General features: G+C 76.9%; 7 protein-coding genes and 1 pseudogene. 4 read left to right on the forward strand and 4 right to left on the reverse strand.

Annotation, left to right across the window (positions count from 1 at the left end; genetic code table 11):
* Window positions 1-22: 22 nt before the first annotated feature.
* Entirely contained in the window at window positions 23-4,615 is a 4,593-nt protein-coding gene (locus ABZ576_RS08995) for a hypothetical protein (RefSeq protein WP_360737774.1), read from the reverse strand.
* Window positions 4,616-5,195: 580 nt separating this feature from the next.
* Here ABZ576_RS08995 and ABZ576_RS09000 point away from each other — a divergent pair.
* Window positions 5,196-6,308, forward strand: a pseudogene (locus tag ABZ576_RS09000) (hypothetical protein); the annotation flags it as partial.
* Between the two features lie 384 nt (window positions 6,309-6,692).
* Window positions 6,693-6,980 carry a hypothetical protein gene (locus ABZ576_RS09005; RefSeq protein WP_360737776.1) on the forward strand — a complete coding sequence of 96 codons (288 nt, stop codon included), beginning with the start codon at window positions 6,693-6,695 and terminating at the stop codon, window positions 6,978-6,980.
* Here ABZ576_RS09005 and ABZ576_RS09010 read toward each other — a convergent pair.
* On the reverse strand, window positions 6,893-8,107 hold the full coding sequence (locus ABZ576_RS09010) for a hypothetical protein (RefSeq protein WP_360737778.1): 1,215 nt from the start codon (window positions 8,105-8,107) through the stop codon (window positions 6,893-6,895). The genes ABZ576_RS09005 and ABZ576_RS09010 overlap by 88 nt on opposite strands.
* Window positions 8,108-8,855: 748 nt before the next feature.
* On the opposite strand from ABZ576_RS09010, the gene ABZ576_RS09015 reads away from it, so the two are divergent.
* Together ABZ576_RS09015 and ABZ576_RS09020 are read left to right on the forward strand one after the other, a co-directional pair.
* Window positions 8,856-11,366, forward strand: coding sequence for a SpoIIE family protein phosphatase (locus tag ABZ576_RS09015; RefSeq protein ID WP_360737780.1), 2,511 nt, complete (start codon window positions 8,856-8,858; stop codon window positions 11,364-11,366).
* A 123-nt stretch (window positions 11,367-11,489) separates the two neighbouring features.
* Entirely contained in the window at window positions 11,490-14,237 is a 2,748-nt protein-coding gene (locus tag ABZ576_RS09020) for a SpoIIE family protein phosphatase (RefSeq protein ID WP_360737782.1), read from the forward strand.
* A 282-nt stretch (window positions 14,238-14,519) separates the two neighbouring features.
* Here ABZ576_RS09020 and ABZ576_RS09025 read toward each other — a convergent pair whose 3' ends face one another.
* Together ABZ576_RS09025 and ABZ576_RS09030 are read right to left on the reverse strand one after the other, a co-directional pair.
* Complete coding sequence (locus ABZ576_RS09025; RefSeq protein WP_360737785.1) at window positions 14,520-14,756, reverse strand: hypothetical protein; 237 nt, start codon at window positions 14,754-14,756, stop codon at window positions 14,520-14,522.
* Between the two features lie 102 nt (window positions 14,757-14,858).
* Window positions 14,859-16,364 carry an FG-GAP repeat protein gene (locus ABZ576_RS09030; protein ID WP_360737787.1) on the reverse strand — a complete coding sequence of 502 codons (1,506 nt, stop codon included), beginning with the start codon at window positions 16,362-16,364 and terminating at the stop codon, window positions 14,859-14,861.
* Between the last annotated feature and the right edge of the window lie 44 nt (window positions 16,365-16,408).

A 16,408-nucleotide genomic window follows, 5' to 3' on the forward strand; every position in this document is an offset into this window, starting at 1 on the left:
GGTGCGCCGGCCCCTGCTCCGTTCAGCCCCGCGCCGCCCGGGCGAACAACTCGTGCAGCGGCACCGTCGGCAGCAGCCTGACGAGGGGGCCGTACAGGCCCTTGCCCGCCCGGACCGCGCCGTGCGTGGCCAGCTTGCCGCTCTCCACCGGCAGATGGGGCGCGCCGAGAGCCTCCCAGGTGTCACGGGCGAAGACCGTGCGCCCGGCGCGGGCCCGCCGGCCGGTCTCCACCGCCCCGACGGCCACCAGCTCGGCCTGCGCCGCCTTGTGCCGGGCGGGGGTCCAGCCGTTCCAGCGGCGGACGTTGCGGTCCGTCGGCCGGGCCAGCGCGGTCAGCTGGAGGTGGAGCGCGGCGGCGTCCGTGCCGACACCGAGCCGCCGCGCGACCTCGGCGACCAGGCCGGGGACGCTGAGCGCGGGGTTCGCCTCGTAGCCGCCCGCGGGCACGGGGGTCGCGGCCGCGCGGGCCGCCATCCGGGACATGCCGTCGAGCAGCTCCCGGATCCCGGTGACCTCCTGCCGGAGCCGGGGCAGGTCCCATCGATCGCACAGGTCCCACGCCCGTGCCACCCGCTCCGGTTCCGCCAGGGCGGCCGTCCGCAGGAACACGTCCCCGCCGGGAGCCGCGACGACGAACATGCCGTCGTCCCTCGCCGTGGCGGGTCCCGGGACGGTGTCCAGGAGCGGCTCGGAGCACGGGATCACGGTGCCCTCGTAGGGCCGGAAGCCGGGGTCCTCGGCGGCGGCCCGGGCCAGCACCGGACTGCCCATCAGCTCGACCAGCGTGCCGGGCGCGGCGAGCCACGCCCGCAGCAGCTCGTACAGCCGCAGCGCCCCGTCGGCGGCCGGGTCGCCGACCGGCCGCTCGGTCAGGGCCCAGGCGATCACGCTCAGTGCCTCGGTGTGCGGGGCCCGGCCACGGCGTATCCCGTCCCCGGCCGTACCGTCCGGGCCTGCCCGGTGCAGGTACAGCCGGCCGCTGCGGCTGCCGACCAGGACGTGTCCGCCCGGTTCGACCGGCGGCCGGCCGGCGGGCAGTGCGCGGGCCCAGTCCGCCGGCAGGCCGAGGTCCGTCTCCAGCTCACCGGCCAGGTCTTCGTCGACGTAGGGCCGCGTGCCGAGCAGTTCGGCCCAGACGGCCGCCATGCGCTCCGCGGCCCGGACCGGCCCGTCCGCGGTCCACAGGTCGGCCGGGTCCTCCGGGACCCCGGCGGCGAGCAGCGCGCGCCGGCCGTGCGGCCCGAGCCGGTGCCAGCAGGCGTCGTACTCGGAGGCCGTGGTCTTGTTCGCCTGGTAGGGCTTGGAGCGCAGCATCCTGGCGTGGTCGTCGTGCCCGGTGCGGCGCGGGAGACCGCCGAGGACCAGGTGGGCGACGGGACGGCGCGCTCCGGTGCGCCGGCAGAAGACGGCGAGGGCCTCCGGGGTCAGCGGGACGGGTCCGTCGCGCTCGACCCGTTCCAGCAGCCGGGCGAGGCGCGCGGCGTCGTCCCGGGTGATCGTGACGGTCCGCTCCTCCTCGGTGCCGTCGGGGGCGGGGGCCCCGGCCGGCTGCACGAAGCGGGACAGGCCGTCACGGGCGGGCCCGGCCGCCGCGGCCGGTGCGCCGGCGAGCTGCCGCTGCGGTGCGCGACCGGTGCGCCACTCGCCGCCGGGCTCGGCGAACGGCTGCCGGCTCCAGGTCCGCAGCAGGGCGGACAGCGCGGTGCGGTCGTCCTCGGCGGTGGTCTCGACGGCGGCCCGCCAGGCGACGGCGTCGATGCCGCCGAGCAGCGTCTGCCACTCGGCGGGGCGGGACGGCGGCGCCAGGCTGCGGGTCTCCTCGTCGATCTCGCCGCGCAGGAAGCGGCCGTCGGCGGCGATGGCCGTCAGGGTGCCGGGATGCCGCTCGGGGGCGTACGCCTCGTAGGCCCGCAGGTCGGGCAGCAGGCCGTTCAGGGCGGGCGCGAGGGCGGTGTCGGGGGTGTCGGCGGGGAGGGTCACCACCGGCCCGGAACGCATGATGCCGACGCGCCGGGAAAGGTGCTCACGGCGGCGCAGCACGTCGGCCGCGAGCCGGGCCGCGCGCACCACTCCCTCCCGCACGCGGGCGTCGGCGACCTCGGGCAGCAGCCGGGTGACCCGGTCGCGCAGCCCGTCGTCGTCCGGGGTGTCCAGGGCGGCGTCCAGCAGGGCGCGCACCGAAGCATCGGCGACGGCGCGCAGCGCCTTGGAGGAACGCGCGTCGCGTGGGGTGAGGAAGTGCCAGAACGCGGGCGGCGGCACCGGGCCGGCCTCCTTCCCGAGCGTGGGCGCGCGGTCCCGGTCGCGCTTCGAGGGCGAGGCGAAGCCGTGGACCTGCCACAGCAGTGAGTTGTCCGCGGCGGCGTGGCAGCGGACGGTCATCTCGCCGACGGTGACGGCGTCCTCGCCGCCCTCCGGGAGGCCGATGACGCCCCACGGGTGGCGGCCGAAGCGGCGGCTGCGGTAGCGGGCGGTGCGGCCGTCGACCGACTCCACCAGGAACTCGGTCGGCGACGGGCCCTGGTGGGGTGTGCGGTTCAGGACGCGGCAGCCGACGAGCCGGCCCTTCTGCCCGAGCGGGGAGGCCGGGGCGTCCTCGGGGAGCACCGCGAGGTACTGGCCGCCCTCGAACTCCTCCATGCCGGGCGGAACGTCCCGGTCGCGGTGGAAGTCCGGAAGGGCGCGGTCGGCCGCGGGCGCCCCGGTCGCGGGGTCGTACGGCGTCCAGTTGCCACGGGTGTGGAACACCTGCGCGCCCCAGAGGCGCCGGCCGTCACTCATCTGGAAGTCGTGGCCGCCGATGCCCTCGCGCCCGCCCGGCCGCAGCACCCGCTCCCCGTCGAACCGGCCGCCGCCGTCCGGGGTCTCGAACTGGTACCCGAACCCGCCCTCGATCAGTCCGCCGTAGGGCCGCAGGCCGAACGCGTCCCCGGGTGTGAACACCTCGTGCGGCCGGTCGGCCCAGAACGCCTGGTCGGCGAAGGAGTGGCGGTCACCGGTGCGCCAGCTGACGAGGAACTGCCCGCCGACGTAGTGGACGGCGTGCGAGGTCGCCTCGTCCGGGAGCCTGAAGGAGCAGGCCGCGCGCGTGCCCGCGAGGTCGACGGCCACGGCGCGGTCCGCGCCGAAGACGGTGAGGACGGGCCAGGTGCAGGTGACGCGGAGGGCGTCGGCCGGGTCGAAGCCCGCGACCGCCGCCTCCAGGGCGGGCCAGCCCAGTTCCTCGGGCAGCCCGGCGCGCAGGGCGCGGGCCAGCGGGCCGGTGAGGTCCAGCGCCGCCAGCGCCTCCTCGATGCCGTCCAGGGCGGTGGCGGTGGGCCGGTCGAGGAGGCCGGCCAGTTCGGTGACCGCCTCGTCGGCCGCGGCGAGCCCGCCGCCGCGCAGCGCGCCGAGCAGGCCCTCGATCCGGGTGTGCACCTCGCTCGCGATGCCGGCGTTCTCCGGGAGCCGGGTGATCGCCGTGCCCGCGCCGCGCAGCCCCTCGTGCACGGTGCCCTCCAGACGGCGCCCGAAGACCGGGTGCGCCGCCAGGGCCTTCAGGTCGCGGCGCGACCGGTCGCCCCAGAAGGTGAGCGTCACGGCGTCACCGGGGTCCTCGACGGTGATGCCCTCGGCGAGGCAGGCGTCCAGCAGGTCCGCGTCCAGGCCGGGCCACCGGTACCTGTCCTCGTGGATCACCACGGGTGTGCCCGCCGCGCGCAGCCGGGGGGCGAACCGCGTGACGATCTCGAAGAGTTCCTCGGGCACGGGCTGGCTGGACACGCCGCCGTACGCCACCCGCTGATGGCGGTACATGCGCGTGTACCGGCCCAGCCAGCCGGCCAGGCCGCCCTCGGGATCGAGGTGCCCGGCCGCCGCCGCGTCGACGATCCCAACGCGCAGCAGCAGCCGCAGCCAGACCGCCGCGTCCTTGCGGGAGTCGGGGAACAGGTCGAGCAACGCGGCCTGCACGCCGGGGCCTTGCGGATGGTCGCCCAGCGGTCCGGCGGCGGCCTCCAGCAGGGCGTCCGGGACCGCCTTGCCGCGGGCGGCACCGAGGACCTGCCCCAGGACGCGGGCGACCTCGTCGGTGCCGAGACCGGCGGCCCGCGCGGACGCCGCGATCCGGCGGGCGAGGTCGGCCGGGAGCTCCCCGGGCGAGGCCGCCCAGGCGGTGAGCACACGGACGTACTCCTCATGTGCCTCGGCCGGTCCGAGCTGTCCGGCCAGCCAGCGCTGGTGCTCGCTCAGCTCCTTCACCGGCAGGGCCCCGCGCGTCGCGAGAAGCAGCGTGTTGGCCCGCCGCCAGCCCGGGTCGACGGGCAGCGCGTGCTCCCGCTCCGCCTTGCGGGCCAGGGTGTACGCCTTGGCGGCGGCACCGCCGGGGTAGCCCAGCAGACGGTGGGCCACCGTGTCCCAGAACCAGGGCAGATGGGCGGCCGGCAGCCCGCTCGCCGGCCGCCGCAGCCGCTCGAGGCAGCGCCCCATCCGGGGATAGGCGGACGACACGGCCACCGCCACCTCGCCCAGCAGGGCGTCGGCCGCCCTCTCCGCGGCCGGGTCGTGGGACGCGGCCCAGAGCACGTAGGTCCTGGACCGGTGGGGTTCGGTGGGCAGCAGGCCGTGAGTGAGCATGCGGCGATCTTGGCACGGCGGTCCGACACTCGCTCCGGGCTGTGGACAACTCCCGGCACCGGCCCGCCCGGCCTGTGGACGATCAGGGCCGGTCTCGGGGTAGCAGCGCGCGCACCCGGCAGGGCACGCGAGAGACGCCGGGTGCGCGCGGGCGACTGAGGGAGCGGTGGATACGTGCGCGGGCACGGCAGGGGTGGTGGATGCGTGCGCGGGCACGGAATGGGACGGCGAATGCGTGCGCGGGCACGGGAGGGGACGGCGGATGCGATGCGTGCGCGGGCACGGCAGGGGCACGGGAGAGACGAGTGAACGGGGTCCGCCCCTGAGCGGATGGGCGGGCGGGCCCCGTTCGACGGACCAGTGTGGGGCCGTGCGCGGCGGGCGGGCACGCGTGAGACGTGCTCGGCCGACGCGCGGCCCCCACTCCCCGGGCGTACGCCGCACTCCCCGGGCGTGCGCCGCGCACCCCGTGCGCCGGGCGCACACCCGGGCGACGCGCGGGGCCGGGCCCCGGCCGACGGATCGGCCCGCCGAACGGTGATACTGGGGGGCACATCCGCCCCCATCAGCAGATTGGCTCATGTCGAACTCCGCCACCGACCACGCCACCATCCCGCAGACCCTCTGGGCGGCCCGGGGCCGCCACACGGGTCCCGCTCCCGAGGACGTCGTCCGCCGCACCTTGCGACGACACAAGGAGACCGGGGACATCGACGACTTCGCCGAGCCGCCCGGGGCAGGGGATCCGGACCCGCGGATCTTCGAGGCACGCTGGCGGGCCGGCGGCACGGTGACCGTGCGGGCCAGGCTCACCCTCGAACCTCGTCGGGGCCGGCCGCAGGGGCACGTGTGGCGGCTGGTCGCGGAAGCGGAACGGCCGTGGGACGAGGCATGGCCCTCCCCCGCGACCCTGTTCTGGCCCGAGGGCGGCTCGGGTGAGGGCGGTGACGGCTCCTGGGACCATCACGCCACGGTCGCCGGTCTGCGCTTCCGGCAGGTCAACGCGTTGCCCGAGGACGACAAGGAGATGCGGCGCCGCCTGCGGGACGCGGCCCGCGAGTCCTGGTGCGTGAACGTCGTCGTCCACGAGGCGATGACGCCGGACGAGCGGGGCCGGCTGCCGCTGGCGCGCCTGCTGCCGCCCGGCCTCAGGCACCGTGTGATCGAGCACCGGGCCGCCCCGCAGCAGCTGCGCGCCGTCAACTGGGCGCTGAAGGACCTCGGCGTGGAGGTGCCGCGCGGCGGGGCGGTGCTGCTGCCGCCGGATCCGGCGCCGCGGGACTACGACGGCCGGGAACACAGCGTGCGCAACGTCTTCCTGGACGGCTCGGAACCGGCCGAACTCGTCGCCGCCCTGCGCCGCTTCGTCGCCCTGCCCCGGCCCCTGCCCCGGGAGGCGGAGGAGGCGTTGACGGACCTGCGCGAGAACTGGACGCTGCTGACCCTGCGGGAGGAACTGGAGCGCGAGCGGCGGCTGGTCGCCATGTACGCCGAGGCGCTGGAGGCGATGACGAAGTCCCGCGACCTGTACCAGCAGGCGGCCGAGCAGGCGCTGGAGGCGCTGGCCGCCTACCGCGACGTACCCGCGCCCGCCGTGCCGCAGCAGCGGCCCGGCTCCCGGACGCCGGGTGCGCTCCAGCAGCTGACGCGGACGTTCGAACGGCTCAAGCTCGCGGGCAAGGGCCGTCAGCAGCCGGTGTCCCCTGCGGACGCCCCGCCGCACCCCGCGCCGCAGGATCCGCCGGCCGGTGACGCACGCGGGTACGACGTGCGGAAGGACGACGCCCGGGAAGACGACGTACAAGAGCACGACTCACGGAAACTCGACCTCCGGAAACTCGACCTCCGGAAGCACGACGTGTCGAAGCACGAGCTGCCGAAGCACGACCTGCGGAAGCACGACGTGTCGAAGCACGAGCTGCCGAAGCACGACCTCTCGAAGCACGACTTGCGGAAGCACGACTTGCGGAAGCACGACCTGCGGAAGGACGACTTGTCGGAGGGCGACGGCACGGGCGCCGGCGGCGAAGCCGGGGACCGCTCGTCGTAGCGCTCCGGCGCGGACAAGGAGCCAGGGATGGACACGACCACGACGCTGCTGGTGATCGGGGCCGTCGTCGCGGCGGCACTGCTCGCCGTCGCCGTCGGTCTGCTGGTACGGCTGGTGCGAGCCCGGCGGACGCTGCGGCGCGCCGGGCTGCCGACGGGCCCGCGGTGGGTGTTCTGGGGTGCGGTCGCCTACCTGCTGCTCCCCGCCGACCTGCTGCCCGACCCGGTCTACCTGGACGACATCGGCGTCCTCGTACTCGCCCTGCGCAGCCTGCGCCCCGCCCGGACCCTGCCTGGGGAGACGACCGCGCCCTGACCGGCCCCCGCCGGATGCCGCGTCCCCCCGGCGTTCCAGGACGCGGCCGTGGACACGAGCCCGGTGAGCAGGACCGTCAGCGCCGCGAGCGCCGCCGCGGCGGCCGCCGTGCCGGCGAGCCAGGACGGGGCCAGGGTCGCCGCCTCCAGCCGGACCGGGGCCGGCAGGCCGAACCGTCCGCCGAGCATCTGCCCCGCGGCGAGGACCGCGGTGGCCCCGACGGCGGCCGTCGCCGCGACGAGCCGGGCCGGCACCGCCCGCGCGGTGAGGGCGAGGGCCAGCAGACCGCACAGCGCCGAGGCGAGCAGGGCGGCCCCGAGCGCGCCGTGGGACAGTCCGGCCCAGTAGCGCGGGGCGTGGGCCACCCCGCACAGGACCATCAGCAGCGCGGCGCCCCGGGCGGCCCGCACGCACACCGTCCTAGCCGGACCGTCCGCGGCCCGGCGCCGGGCCGCCGACCGCTCCGCGCGCGCGTGCCGGGCCGCCGGCCGCTCCGCCCGGGACCGCTTCCTCCTGACGGGCCGGCCCTCGGTGGGACGTGGCTCCGCCGGCCCGGCCTGCGGGTTCCGCCCTGCCGCTGGGGCGGCCTCGGCCAGAGGCCGCCGGTCCGCGGCCTCCGCTCCCGCCGGCTCCGGGTACGCCCGCTCCGGGTACGCCGGCTCCGGGCCCGTGGGCGCCAGGTTCATCGCCGCCGAGTTCACCGGCTCGGGCAGCGCTCGCTCGCCGGTCGTCCGGTCCGCGGCCAGCCGGGTGATCAGCTCGGCGAGCTCCTCCACGGGCCGGTGGACGGCCACCGCCCGCACCGCCGCCTCCCCGCAGTGCGGTCGCACCGGGTCGCGGTGGAGCAGCTGCATCAGCCGGGAGACGTCCTCCAGGGGACGGCGCTCGGCGGCGGCCCGGATGGCCTCGTCGGCGCTGCCGGTGTCCCGGGGCGGCTCGGTCAGCAGGGTCACCAGGCGCGTGACGTCCTCCACGGACCGGTCCACCCCGACCGCGCGCAGGGCGTCGGCCGTGGTCCGGGCATGCTCCGGTGAGCGCTCCAGCAGAGTGATGAGCCGGACGACGTCCTCCAGCGGCCGGTCGGCGACGGCCGCGCGGACCAGGCCGGGCAGCGGATCACCGGACACGGAACCGCCGCCGGAACCGCCGCCGGGGCCTCCACCAGGGCCGCCGCGCCGATCGCCGTGGCCATCGCCGCGCGGACCGCCGGACGCATCGTCGGCCGGACCGCCGGACGCATCGTCGGCCGGACCGACGGACGGGGAGCCGTCCGCGCCGGACGTGCCGGGAGGTCGCTCGGAAGGTCTCTCGGAAGGTCGCAGGGGCAGGGTGAGGAGCTGGGGGGACGGGGTGGGGACGCCGGTGGCGGCGGGTGCCGGAGGTATCAGCGAGTCGTCGGGACGGGGGGACGAAGAGCGGGTGGTCATCTCGGCTCCAGGAGAAGGGGCGGCCGCACCTGCGCCCCCGGGTACGGCCGCGGCGTCACGCAGTCCATTACTAGGAGTGGGGCAGGAGCCCCGCCACTCGGGCGGGGCACTGGTGTGAGGCGGTCCGCCGACCGCTCCCCCGCCAGCCCCAGCCCGGACGTCCCGCTCCTCCCCCGCCAGCCCCGGCCCGGCCCGACCGTGCCGCTCCCCCGCCAGCCCCGGCCCGGCCGTCCCGCTCCCCCCCGCCGGCCCCGGCCCGGCCACGACCGTGCCGCTCCCCCGCCAGCCCCAGCCCGGACGTCCCGCTCCCCCCCGCCGGCCCCGGCCCGGACGTCCCGCTTCCCCGTGGCCGTGCTTCCTCGCCGTCCTCCCAGGTGCGTTCCACGCGGGTGGAGGCGCATTCTTGCTGTGTCATCCACCCTGAGGCGTACGGGACGAGGTAGGGCCGATGGCGGGGAGCGGCGAGCAGGACGGCCGCGCGCGGACCCGGCTGGCCGCGCCGCTGGCCGACGTCTGTGCCCGCGCCCTGGGCTCGGCCGGCGGCCGGGTGGCGGGGGTGTACCTGCGGTCCGGCACCCCGGGACTGCTGCGTCTGGCGGTGATCGTGGGGCTGCCCGGCCCCCTGTTCCGGCCGTGGTGGCGGCTGCAGGTCGGCCGTCCGTTCCCCGTCGCCGACGCCTACCGGCTCGGTGTCCAGGTGGTGCTCCCGAACGCCGCGGAGACCATGCGCCGCTATCCGCAGTTCGCGGCCGGTCTGCCCTTCCCGTTCGGATCGGTGCACGTGCCCGTGCCCCTGCCGGCGCCGGGTGCCGCCGAGCCGCTCGGGGTGCTCACGGTGCTGCGCCCGGCTGCGACGGACGCCGCCGAGGAACTGCCCGACCGGGAACTGCTCGCCCGGCTCGCCGAGGGTCTGGGCGCGGAGCTGCTCGGCCTGGCCGGCGGCGACGAGAGCGCGGTCTTCTGGGAGGGGGAGCCGCGGTGCCTGCGGCCGCCCGCCAGCCGGCCCGCGCGGGCCGCCGCAGGACGGTTCAGCTGGGACCCGGTGACCTCCGTGGTGCGCGCGGACGACCGGCTGCGGGCACTCCTCGGTCTGCGGCCGGGCGAGTTCACGGGGACGGCGCGGGCGCTCGCGGACGCCGTGGCCCCGGCCGACGCGCACCGCGTCCTGGCCGCGCTGCACGACGCGGCCGCCGGGACGCCGCCGGGCGCGCCGCTGAGCCTGCGGGCCCGGGACGGCACGCCGCGGCTGCTGGACGTGTGGCCGGCCGGTGCCGGCGCGGTCGGTCCGGCGGTGGGCGGGGTGGTGTTCGACCCCGGCGCGGCGGTCTCCGCCGACGGTGCGGCCGACCTGTTGCCGCAGGGCGTGTTCTGCCTGGACCGGACGGGGCTCATCGTGTACGTCAACCCGGCGGCGGCCCGGCTCGCCGGCCGGGAGCGGGAGTGGCTGCTCGGGCGCGCGCTGTGGGAGGCGATGCCCTGGCTGGCCGGGCCGCCGTACGACGATCACCTGCGCGGGGCCCTGCTCTCCCCCGAACCGGTGCACTTCCACGCGCGGCGGCCGGCCGACGACCGGGACGCGCCCGGCGAGGGCGACTGGCTGGCCGTGTCGGTGCACCCCGGTGCGGACCTGCTGACCTGCACGCTCGTCCCGGCCAGCCGCGTGGATCGGGCGGCGGAGCCGGCCGCCGAGGCGCACGGTGGGCGGGACCCGGCGGTGGGCGGCTCTTCGCTGGCGCCGCTGTACCGGCCGATCGCGCTGGCCATCGCGCTGACGGACGCGGTGACCGCCCGGCAGGTGTCGGCGGTGGTCATGCAGGAGCTGCTGCCCGCGTTCGGGGGCCGGCGGCTGGCCATCTACCTGCTCCAGGACCGGCATCTGTACCTGGCCTGGGAGACCGGCTTCCCGCAGGGTTTCCTCGCGCCGTTCGACGGTGTCGGCCTGGACGCGCGCATTCCGGGCGTGGAGACCCTGACCACCGGCCGGCCGCTGTTCTTCGAGTCCATGCAGCAGATCGCGGCGTCCTATCCGGGCCTCCCGCTCGACGCCCACGAGGGGGCCCGCGCCTTCCTGCCGCTCATCGCCTCGGGCCGGCCGGTCGGCTCCTGCATCCTCGGCTTCGACCGCCCGCGCGGTTTCAGCACGGAGGAGCGCACGGTGCTCACCGCGCTCGCCGGGCTGATCGCGCACGCGATGGAGCGGGCGCGCCGCTACGACAGCGAGGCGGCCCTGGCGCGTGGCCTCCAGCAGGCCCTGCTGCCGCGCCGGTTGTCCGCGCACCCGCTGGTGGAGACCGTCGGCCGGTATCTGCCGGGCACCCAGGGCATGGACGTGGGCGGCGACTGGTACGACGTGGTCGGGTCGGGGGACGGGCTCGCGCTGGTCATCGGTGATGTGCAGGGGCACGGGGTGCAGGCGGCGGCCACCATGGGCCAGCTGCGCAGCGCCGTGCGGGCGTTCGCGCTGGGCGACCGGCCGCCGGACGAGGTGATGTGCGGTACGAACCTCCTGCTGATCGACCTCGATCCCGGTCAGTTCGCCAGCTGCTGCTATCTGCGCCTGGATCCCGCCACCGGCCTGACCCGGATCGCCCGCGCGGGCCATCCGCCGCCGGTGCTGCGCTTTCCCGACGGACGGACCCGGCTGCTGGACGTCCCGGGCGGTGTCGTCCTCGGGGTGGACCCGCAGGCCCGGTACCCGGTGACCGAGCTGGTGCTGGAGCCGGACGCGGTCCTCGCCCTGTACACCGACGGCCTGGTGGAACGGCCCGGCGCGGACATCGACGAGGGCATCACGGCGCTGCGGCTGGTGCTGTCCAGGGCCGGTGCCGCCGTCGGCCGGTCCGGTGGGCGGTCCCTGGGCGGGGTCGCCGACCGGCTCACGGCGACCGCCCGGCGGGCCACCGACCGCCCCGACGACGTCGCCCTGCTGCTGGCCACCCGCCGCGCGGCACCCGGGTAGCGGCCGGTCGGCCGGGGCCGTCTCCCGGGGTACCGCCGTCCGGTCGGCCGCCGTCCGGTCGGCCGTCGTCCGCCCCGGGCGACGGTCTCGCCGGATACGGCCGGGCAGTGTAGACATGGGCACATGGTGCGACTGCCCGGCCGGCCCGTGACTCGGCCGCTCCGTTCCCTCGGGCACCCGCGCGCACCGGACGTCCCGCCGCCGCGGGAACGCGAGGGGGACGCCGGCCGGCCGGGGCGGCCGGGGGTGCTGCGGTCGGCGCTGAGCGGCCGCAGCGTGGCCGGGCAGGTGTTCCTGCTCCAAGTGGTGATCGTGGTGCTGCTGGTGGTGTCGGCCGTGGTGGCCCAGGTGCTCCAGGTGCGGCGCGACACCGACGTGGAGGCCGCCAACCGCTCCCTCGCCGTGGCCGAGACGTTCGCCAACGCGCCCGGCACGGTGGCGGCGCTGCGCTCAGCGCATCCCTCGGCCGTCCTCCAGCCGAAGGCGGAGGCCGCGCGCAAGGCGACCGGCGTGGACTTCATCGTCGTGATGAACACCGAAGGCGTCCGCTACACGCACCCCAAGACCGACCGCATCGGCAAGAAGTTCGTCGGCACCACCGCCCCGGCGCTGGCCGGCGGCACGGTCACCGAGCACATCACCGGCACGATCGGCCCGCTGGTGCAGGTCGTGGTGCCGGTGAAGGACCCCGCCGGCAAGGTGGTGGGCCTGGTCTCGGCCGGGATCACCACCGCCCACGTGGGCGGGGCCGCCGACCAGCAACTGCCGCTGCTGCTCGCCGCGGCGGCCGCCGCGCTCGCGCTGGCCACCGCGGGCACGGCCCTGGTCAGCAGACGGCTGCTGCGCCAGACGCACGGCCTCGGGCCCTACGAGATGACCCGGATGTACGAGCACCACGACGCGGTGCTGCACGCTGTCCGGGAGGGCGTGCTGATCGTCGGCGGTGACGGCCGGCTGCTGCTGGCCAACGACGAGGCGCACCGGCTGCTCGGCCTGCCCGCGGACGCCGAGCGGCGCGACGTACGGGAGTTGGGCCTGGACGAGGAGACGGCGGGGCTGCTGGCCTCGGGGCGGGTGGCCACGGACGAGGTGCACCTGGTCAAGGACCGTCTGCTGGCGATCAACCAGCGGCCCACGGACCTGCGCGGCGGCCCGCCCGGCAGCGTCACCACGCTGCGCGACTCCACCGAGCTGCGCGCCCTGTCCGGCCGCGCGGAGGTGGCGCGGGAGCGGCTGAACATGCTGTACGACGCCGGGGTGGGCGTCGGCACCAGCCTGGACGTGGCCCGTACCGCGGAGGAGTTGGCGCGGGTGGCGGTGCCCCGGTTCGCGGACTTCGCGACGGTGGACCTGTTCGACGCGGTGCTGAGCGGGGAGGAGCCGCGGCCGGGGACGGCGCTGCGCCGCTCGGCCTGCGTGGGCGTCCACAAGGACGCCCCGCTGTACCCGGTCGGCGAGCGGATCCGGTTCGTGGCCACTTCGCCGCAGGCCCGGGCGCTGACGACCGGGCAGTCGGTCGTGGTGCCGCGGCTGCGCGCGGAGCCCGGCTGGCGGGCACAGGACCTGGAGCGGACCGACCAGGTGCTGTCGTACGGCATCCACTCGCTGATCACCGTGCCGCTGCGGGCGGGCAGCCTGGTGCTGGGCGTGGCGAACTTCTGGCGGGCGGAGAAGCCGCAGCCGTTCGACGCCGAGGAGCTGGCCCTCGCGGAGGAGCTGGTGGCGCGGGCGGCGGTGGCCATCGACAACGCCCGCCGGTACACCCGTGAGCACAGCATGGCGGTCACCCTCCAGCGGAGTCTGCTGCCGCGTTCGCTGCCCGAGCAGGGGGCCCTGGAGCTCGCCTACCGCTATCTGCCGGCCCAGGCCGGGGTGGGCGGCGACTGGTTCGACGTGCTGCCGCTGTCCGGTGCCCGGGTGGCCCTCGTCGTCGGCGACGTGGTGGGGCACGGGCTGCACGCGGCGGCGACGATGGGCCGGCTGCGGACGGCCGTGCACAACTTCTCGTCGCTGGACCTGCCGCCGGACGAACTGCTCGGCCTGCTGGACGAGCTGGTGGGCCGGATCGACCAGGACGAGACCCCGGCGGGGGGCGCGGCGGTGGTGACGGGCGCCACCTGCCTGTACGCGATCTACGACCCGGTGTCCCGGCTGTGCACCATGGCCCGGGCCGGGCACCCGCCGCCCGCGCTGGTGGGTCCGGACGGCGCCGTGGAGTTCCCGGAGCTGCCCGCGGGTCCCCCACTGGGCCTGGGCGGGCTGCCGTTCGAGACGGCGGAGCTGGAGCTGGCGGAGGGCAGCCGGCTGGTGCTGTACACCGACGGGCTGGTGGAGGACCGGGAGCGGGACATCGACGAGGGGCTCGGCCTGCTGCGCGACGCCCTTCGGCGGACGCCGGGCGCCTCCCCGGAAGACACCTGCCGGACCGTGCTGGACCGGCTGCCGGCGCGGCCGAGCGACGACGTGGCGCTGATCGTCGCCCGTACCCGGGTGCTGGGCGACGACCGGGTCGCGCAGTGGCAGGTGCCGTCCGAGCCGGCGGCCGTGTCGCGGGTGCGGGCCTCGGTGACCCGGCGGCTGGCCGACTGGGACCTGGAGGAACTTGCGTTCACGACCGAGCTGATCCTGAGCGAGCTGGTCACCAACGCCATCCGGTACGGGCGCGGCCCGATCGGGGTACGGCTGCTGCGCGACCGCACGCTGATCTGCGAGGTCTCCGACCACAGCACGACCTCGCCGCACCTTCGGTACGCGGCCGGCACCGACGAGGGCGGGCGGGGGCTGTTCCTGGTGGCGCAGCTCGCCGAGCGCTGGGGGACCCGGTACACCCCGCACGGCAAGGTGATCTGGGCGGAGCAGCCGCTGCCTTGAGCACGCCCCGACCGGGCCCGCGGCAACGCTCGGGGCCGCCCTGCGCAGGAGCGTCGCGGGGGACGACCGGGACGAGGCCCGGGGGTCTTCGGGCACGGCGTGGGCCCGGCGGGCCGTGGCGCGTGCCCGGGGGTCTTCGGGCACGGCGTGGGCCCGGCGGGCCGTGGCGCGCGGGCCGCGTCCCGGTCGTGGCCCCCGAGGGGGCGTGACCGGGGCGGCGGGGGCGCGTACGGCCCGCCGGGCCCCTTCCCGGAGTGCCCGGTTCGCCTGAGGAGGCGGAGATCAGCCGCCGTTCAGCCGCGAGCGCAGCAGCTGCTTGCCCAGTTCGGCGCCCTTGCGGCTGTCGGCCTGGGCCTTGCGGAACAGGTCCGCGACTTCGTCGTCCTTGTCCCGTTCGGCGTCCTGGATGTACTGCTCCAGGCGCAGGGCGTTGCTCAGGCACGCCTCGACGTACCAGATGAGGTTGTAGTCCTTGTCGCGGGTGCCGGTGACGTCGCCGGTCTCGCTGGTGCTGGTCATCCGGGGTCTCCTCCTTCGTTCGACCCTGCGTCGATTCCGTTGCGGGACACCCCGGGTACCCGTGCCGTCTGTCGGCACACCGCCCGAATCCGGGCCGGTCTGCTACTCGTCGATCACCGCGCCGAAACGGGCGCCGTGGGCGGTGCCGCCGAGGGCCGCCGCGCCGTAGGACCAGGAGCCGTCGGCGAGCGGCCCGCCACCGCTCGCCGGGAGCAGCCACATCGCGCCGTCGCCCGCGTTCTCGCCGGGTGCGGCGGCCAGCAGTTCGGCGCGGCCGTCGCCGTCGGTGTCGGCGAGACGCACCTGGGCGCCCCAGGCGTCGTCGGCCTCGGCCGTGCCGGGGACGCCCCGGGTGTTCTGGTCGAAGGACCGGGCGTGGGCGCCGGTGAGGCCGTCGCGGGAGCCGCGCAGCAGCCAGACCGCGCCCGCGTCGGCGGTGGTGCCCACGTCCTCGCCGGGCGCGCCGACCGCCACGTCCGCGCGGCCGTCGCCGTCCACGTCGGCCACGGACAGGTCGGCGCCCCAGGCGTCGCCCTCTTCGGCGGTGCCGGGGACGCCCGGGGAGTTCTGCGACCACCACTGGGGGGCGGTGCCGGGGCCCTGGGTGCCGGCCGGGCCGTGCTCGCCGCCGTAGTAGACGCCGACCAGGCCGCCGGGCGCGTGCGCGTCGCCGGTGGCGTCGTCGGCGGCGCCGAACTGGCCGACCACGAGGTCGTCGTAGCCGTCGCCGTCGATGTCGCCGGAGGCCGAGCCGAGGCCGCCGTGCAGGTCCCGGCGGTGGGCCAGGCCCCGCGGGCCGCCCGCGTAGTACGCCGACCAGCCCTTGGCGTAGTCGTCGTCGGGGCTGTAGCCGGAGACGACCAGGTCGGCGAAGCCGTCGCGGTCGTAGTCGCCGGTGGTGACGTAGCCGGGCTGGAGCCGGTGGCCGGCGGAGTGCGGGGCGCCCACCCGGCGCAGGACGCCGGCGTGCCAGGTGAACACGTTCAGGCCCACCTCCTGGTCCACCACGACCAGCTGGTCGGAGTCCACGTCGCCGGTGAACCGGGCGGCGGCCACGGCCAGTCCGAACCGGGCGCCGGCAGCGGGCCGGGCGGCGGTGACCGAGGCGGTCCCCGCGGTTCCGAGGCCCTTCTTCGAGCCGTACAGCACGGTGACCCGGCCCGCGTCCGCGACGCCGCCCTCGTCCTCGCCGGGTGCGCCGATCACCGCGTCGTCGTAGCCGTCGCCGTCCAGGTCGCCGGTGGCGACGGCCTGTCCGAAGTCGTCCCATGCCTCGGAGGTGCCGGGCACGCCCTTCGTGGACTGGCTGACGACCTGGACCCGCCCCCGGGGGACGGTGGTGCGGGTACCGATGCCGTTGGGGGCGCCGTACTGGACGGTGACGTAGCCGGCGCCTTCCTTGCCGTCGACGGTGCCCTCGGGGACTCCGGTGAGCAGGTCGGTGTAGCCGTCACCGTCGAAGTCGCTGTTGCGGTCGGCGGCCGAGGTGCCGCCGGGTACGCCCGCGAAGGCGGCCGGGGCGGCGAGGACGCCCGCCGTGGCCGTGAGCAGGAAGGCGGCCGCGGCGACGGCGGCGGAGCCCGCGGTACGGCGGGTGTTGCTGGTCATGTCCGGTACCCCCGTGCGTGATTGACGGTCCATCAGCCGGCCGG

The sequence above is a fragment of the Streptomyces sp. NPDC013455 genome (assembly GCF_040632975.1).
In the GTDB taxonomy this organism is placed as follows: domain Bacteria; phylum Actinomycetota; class Actinomycetes; order Streptomycetales; family Streptomycetaceae; genus Streptomyces.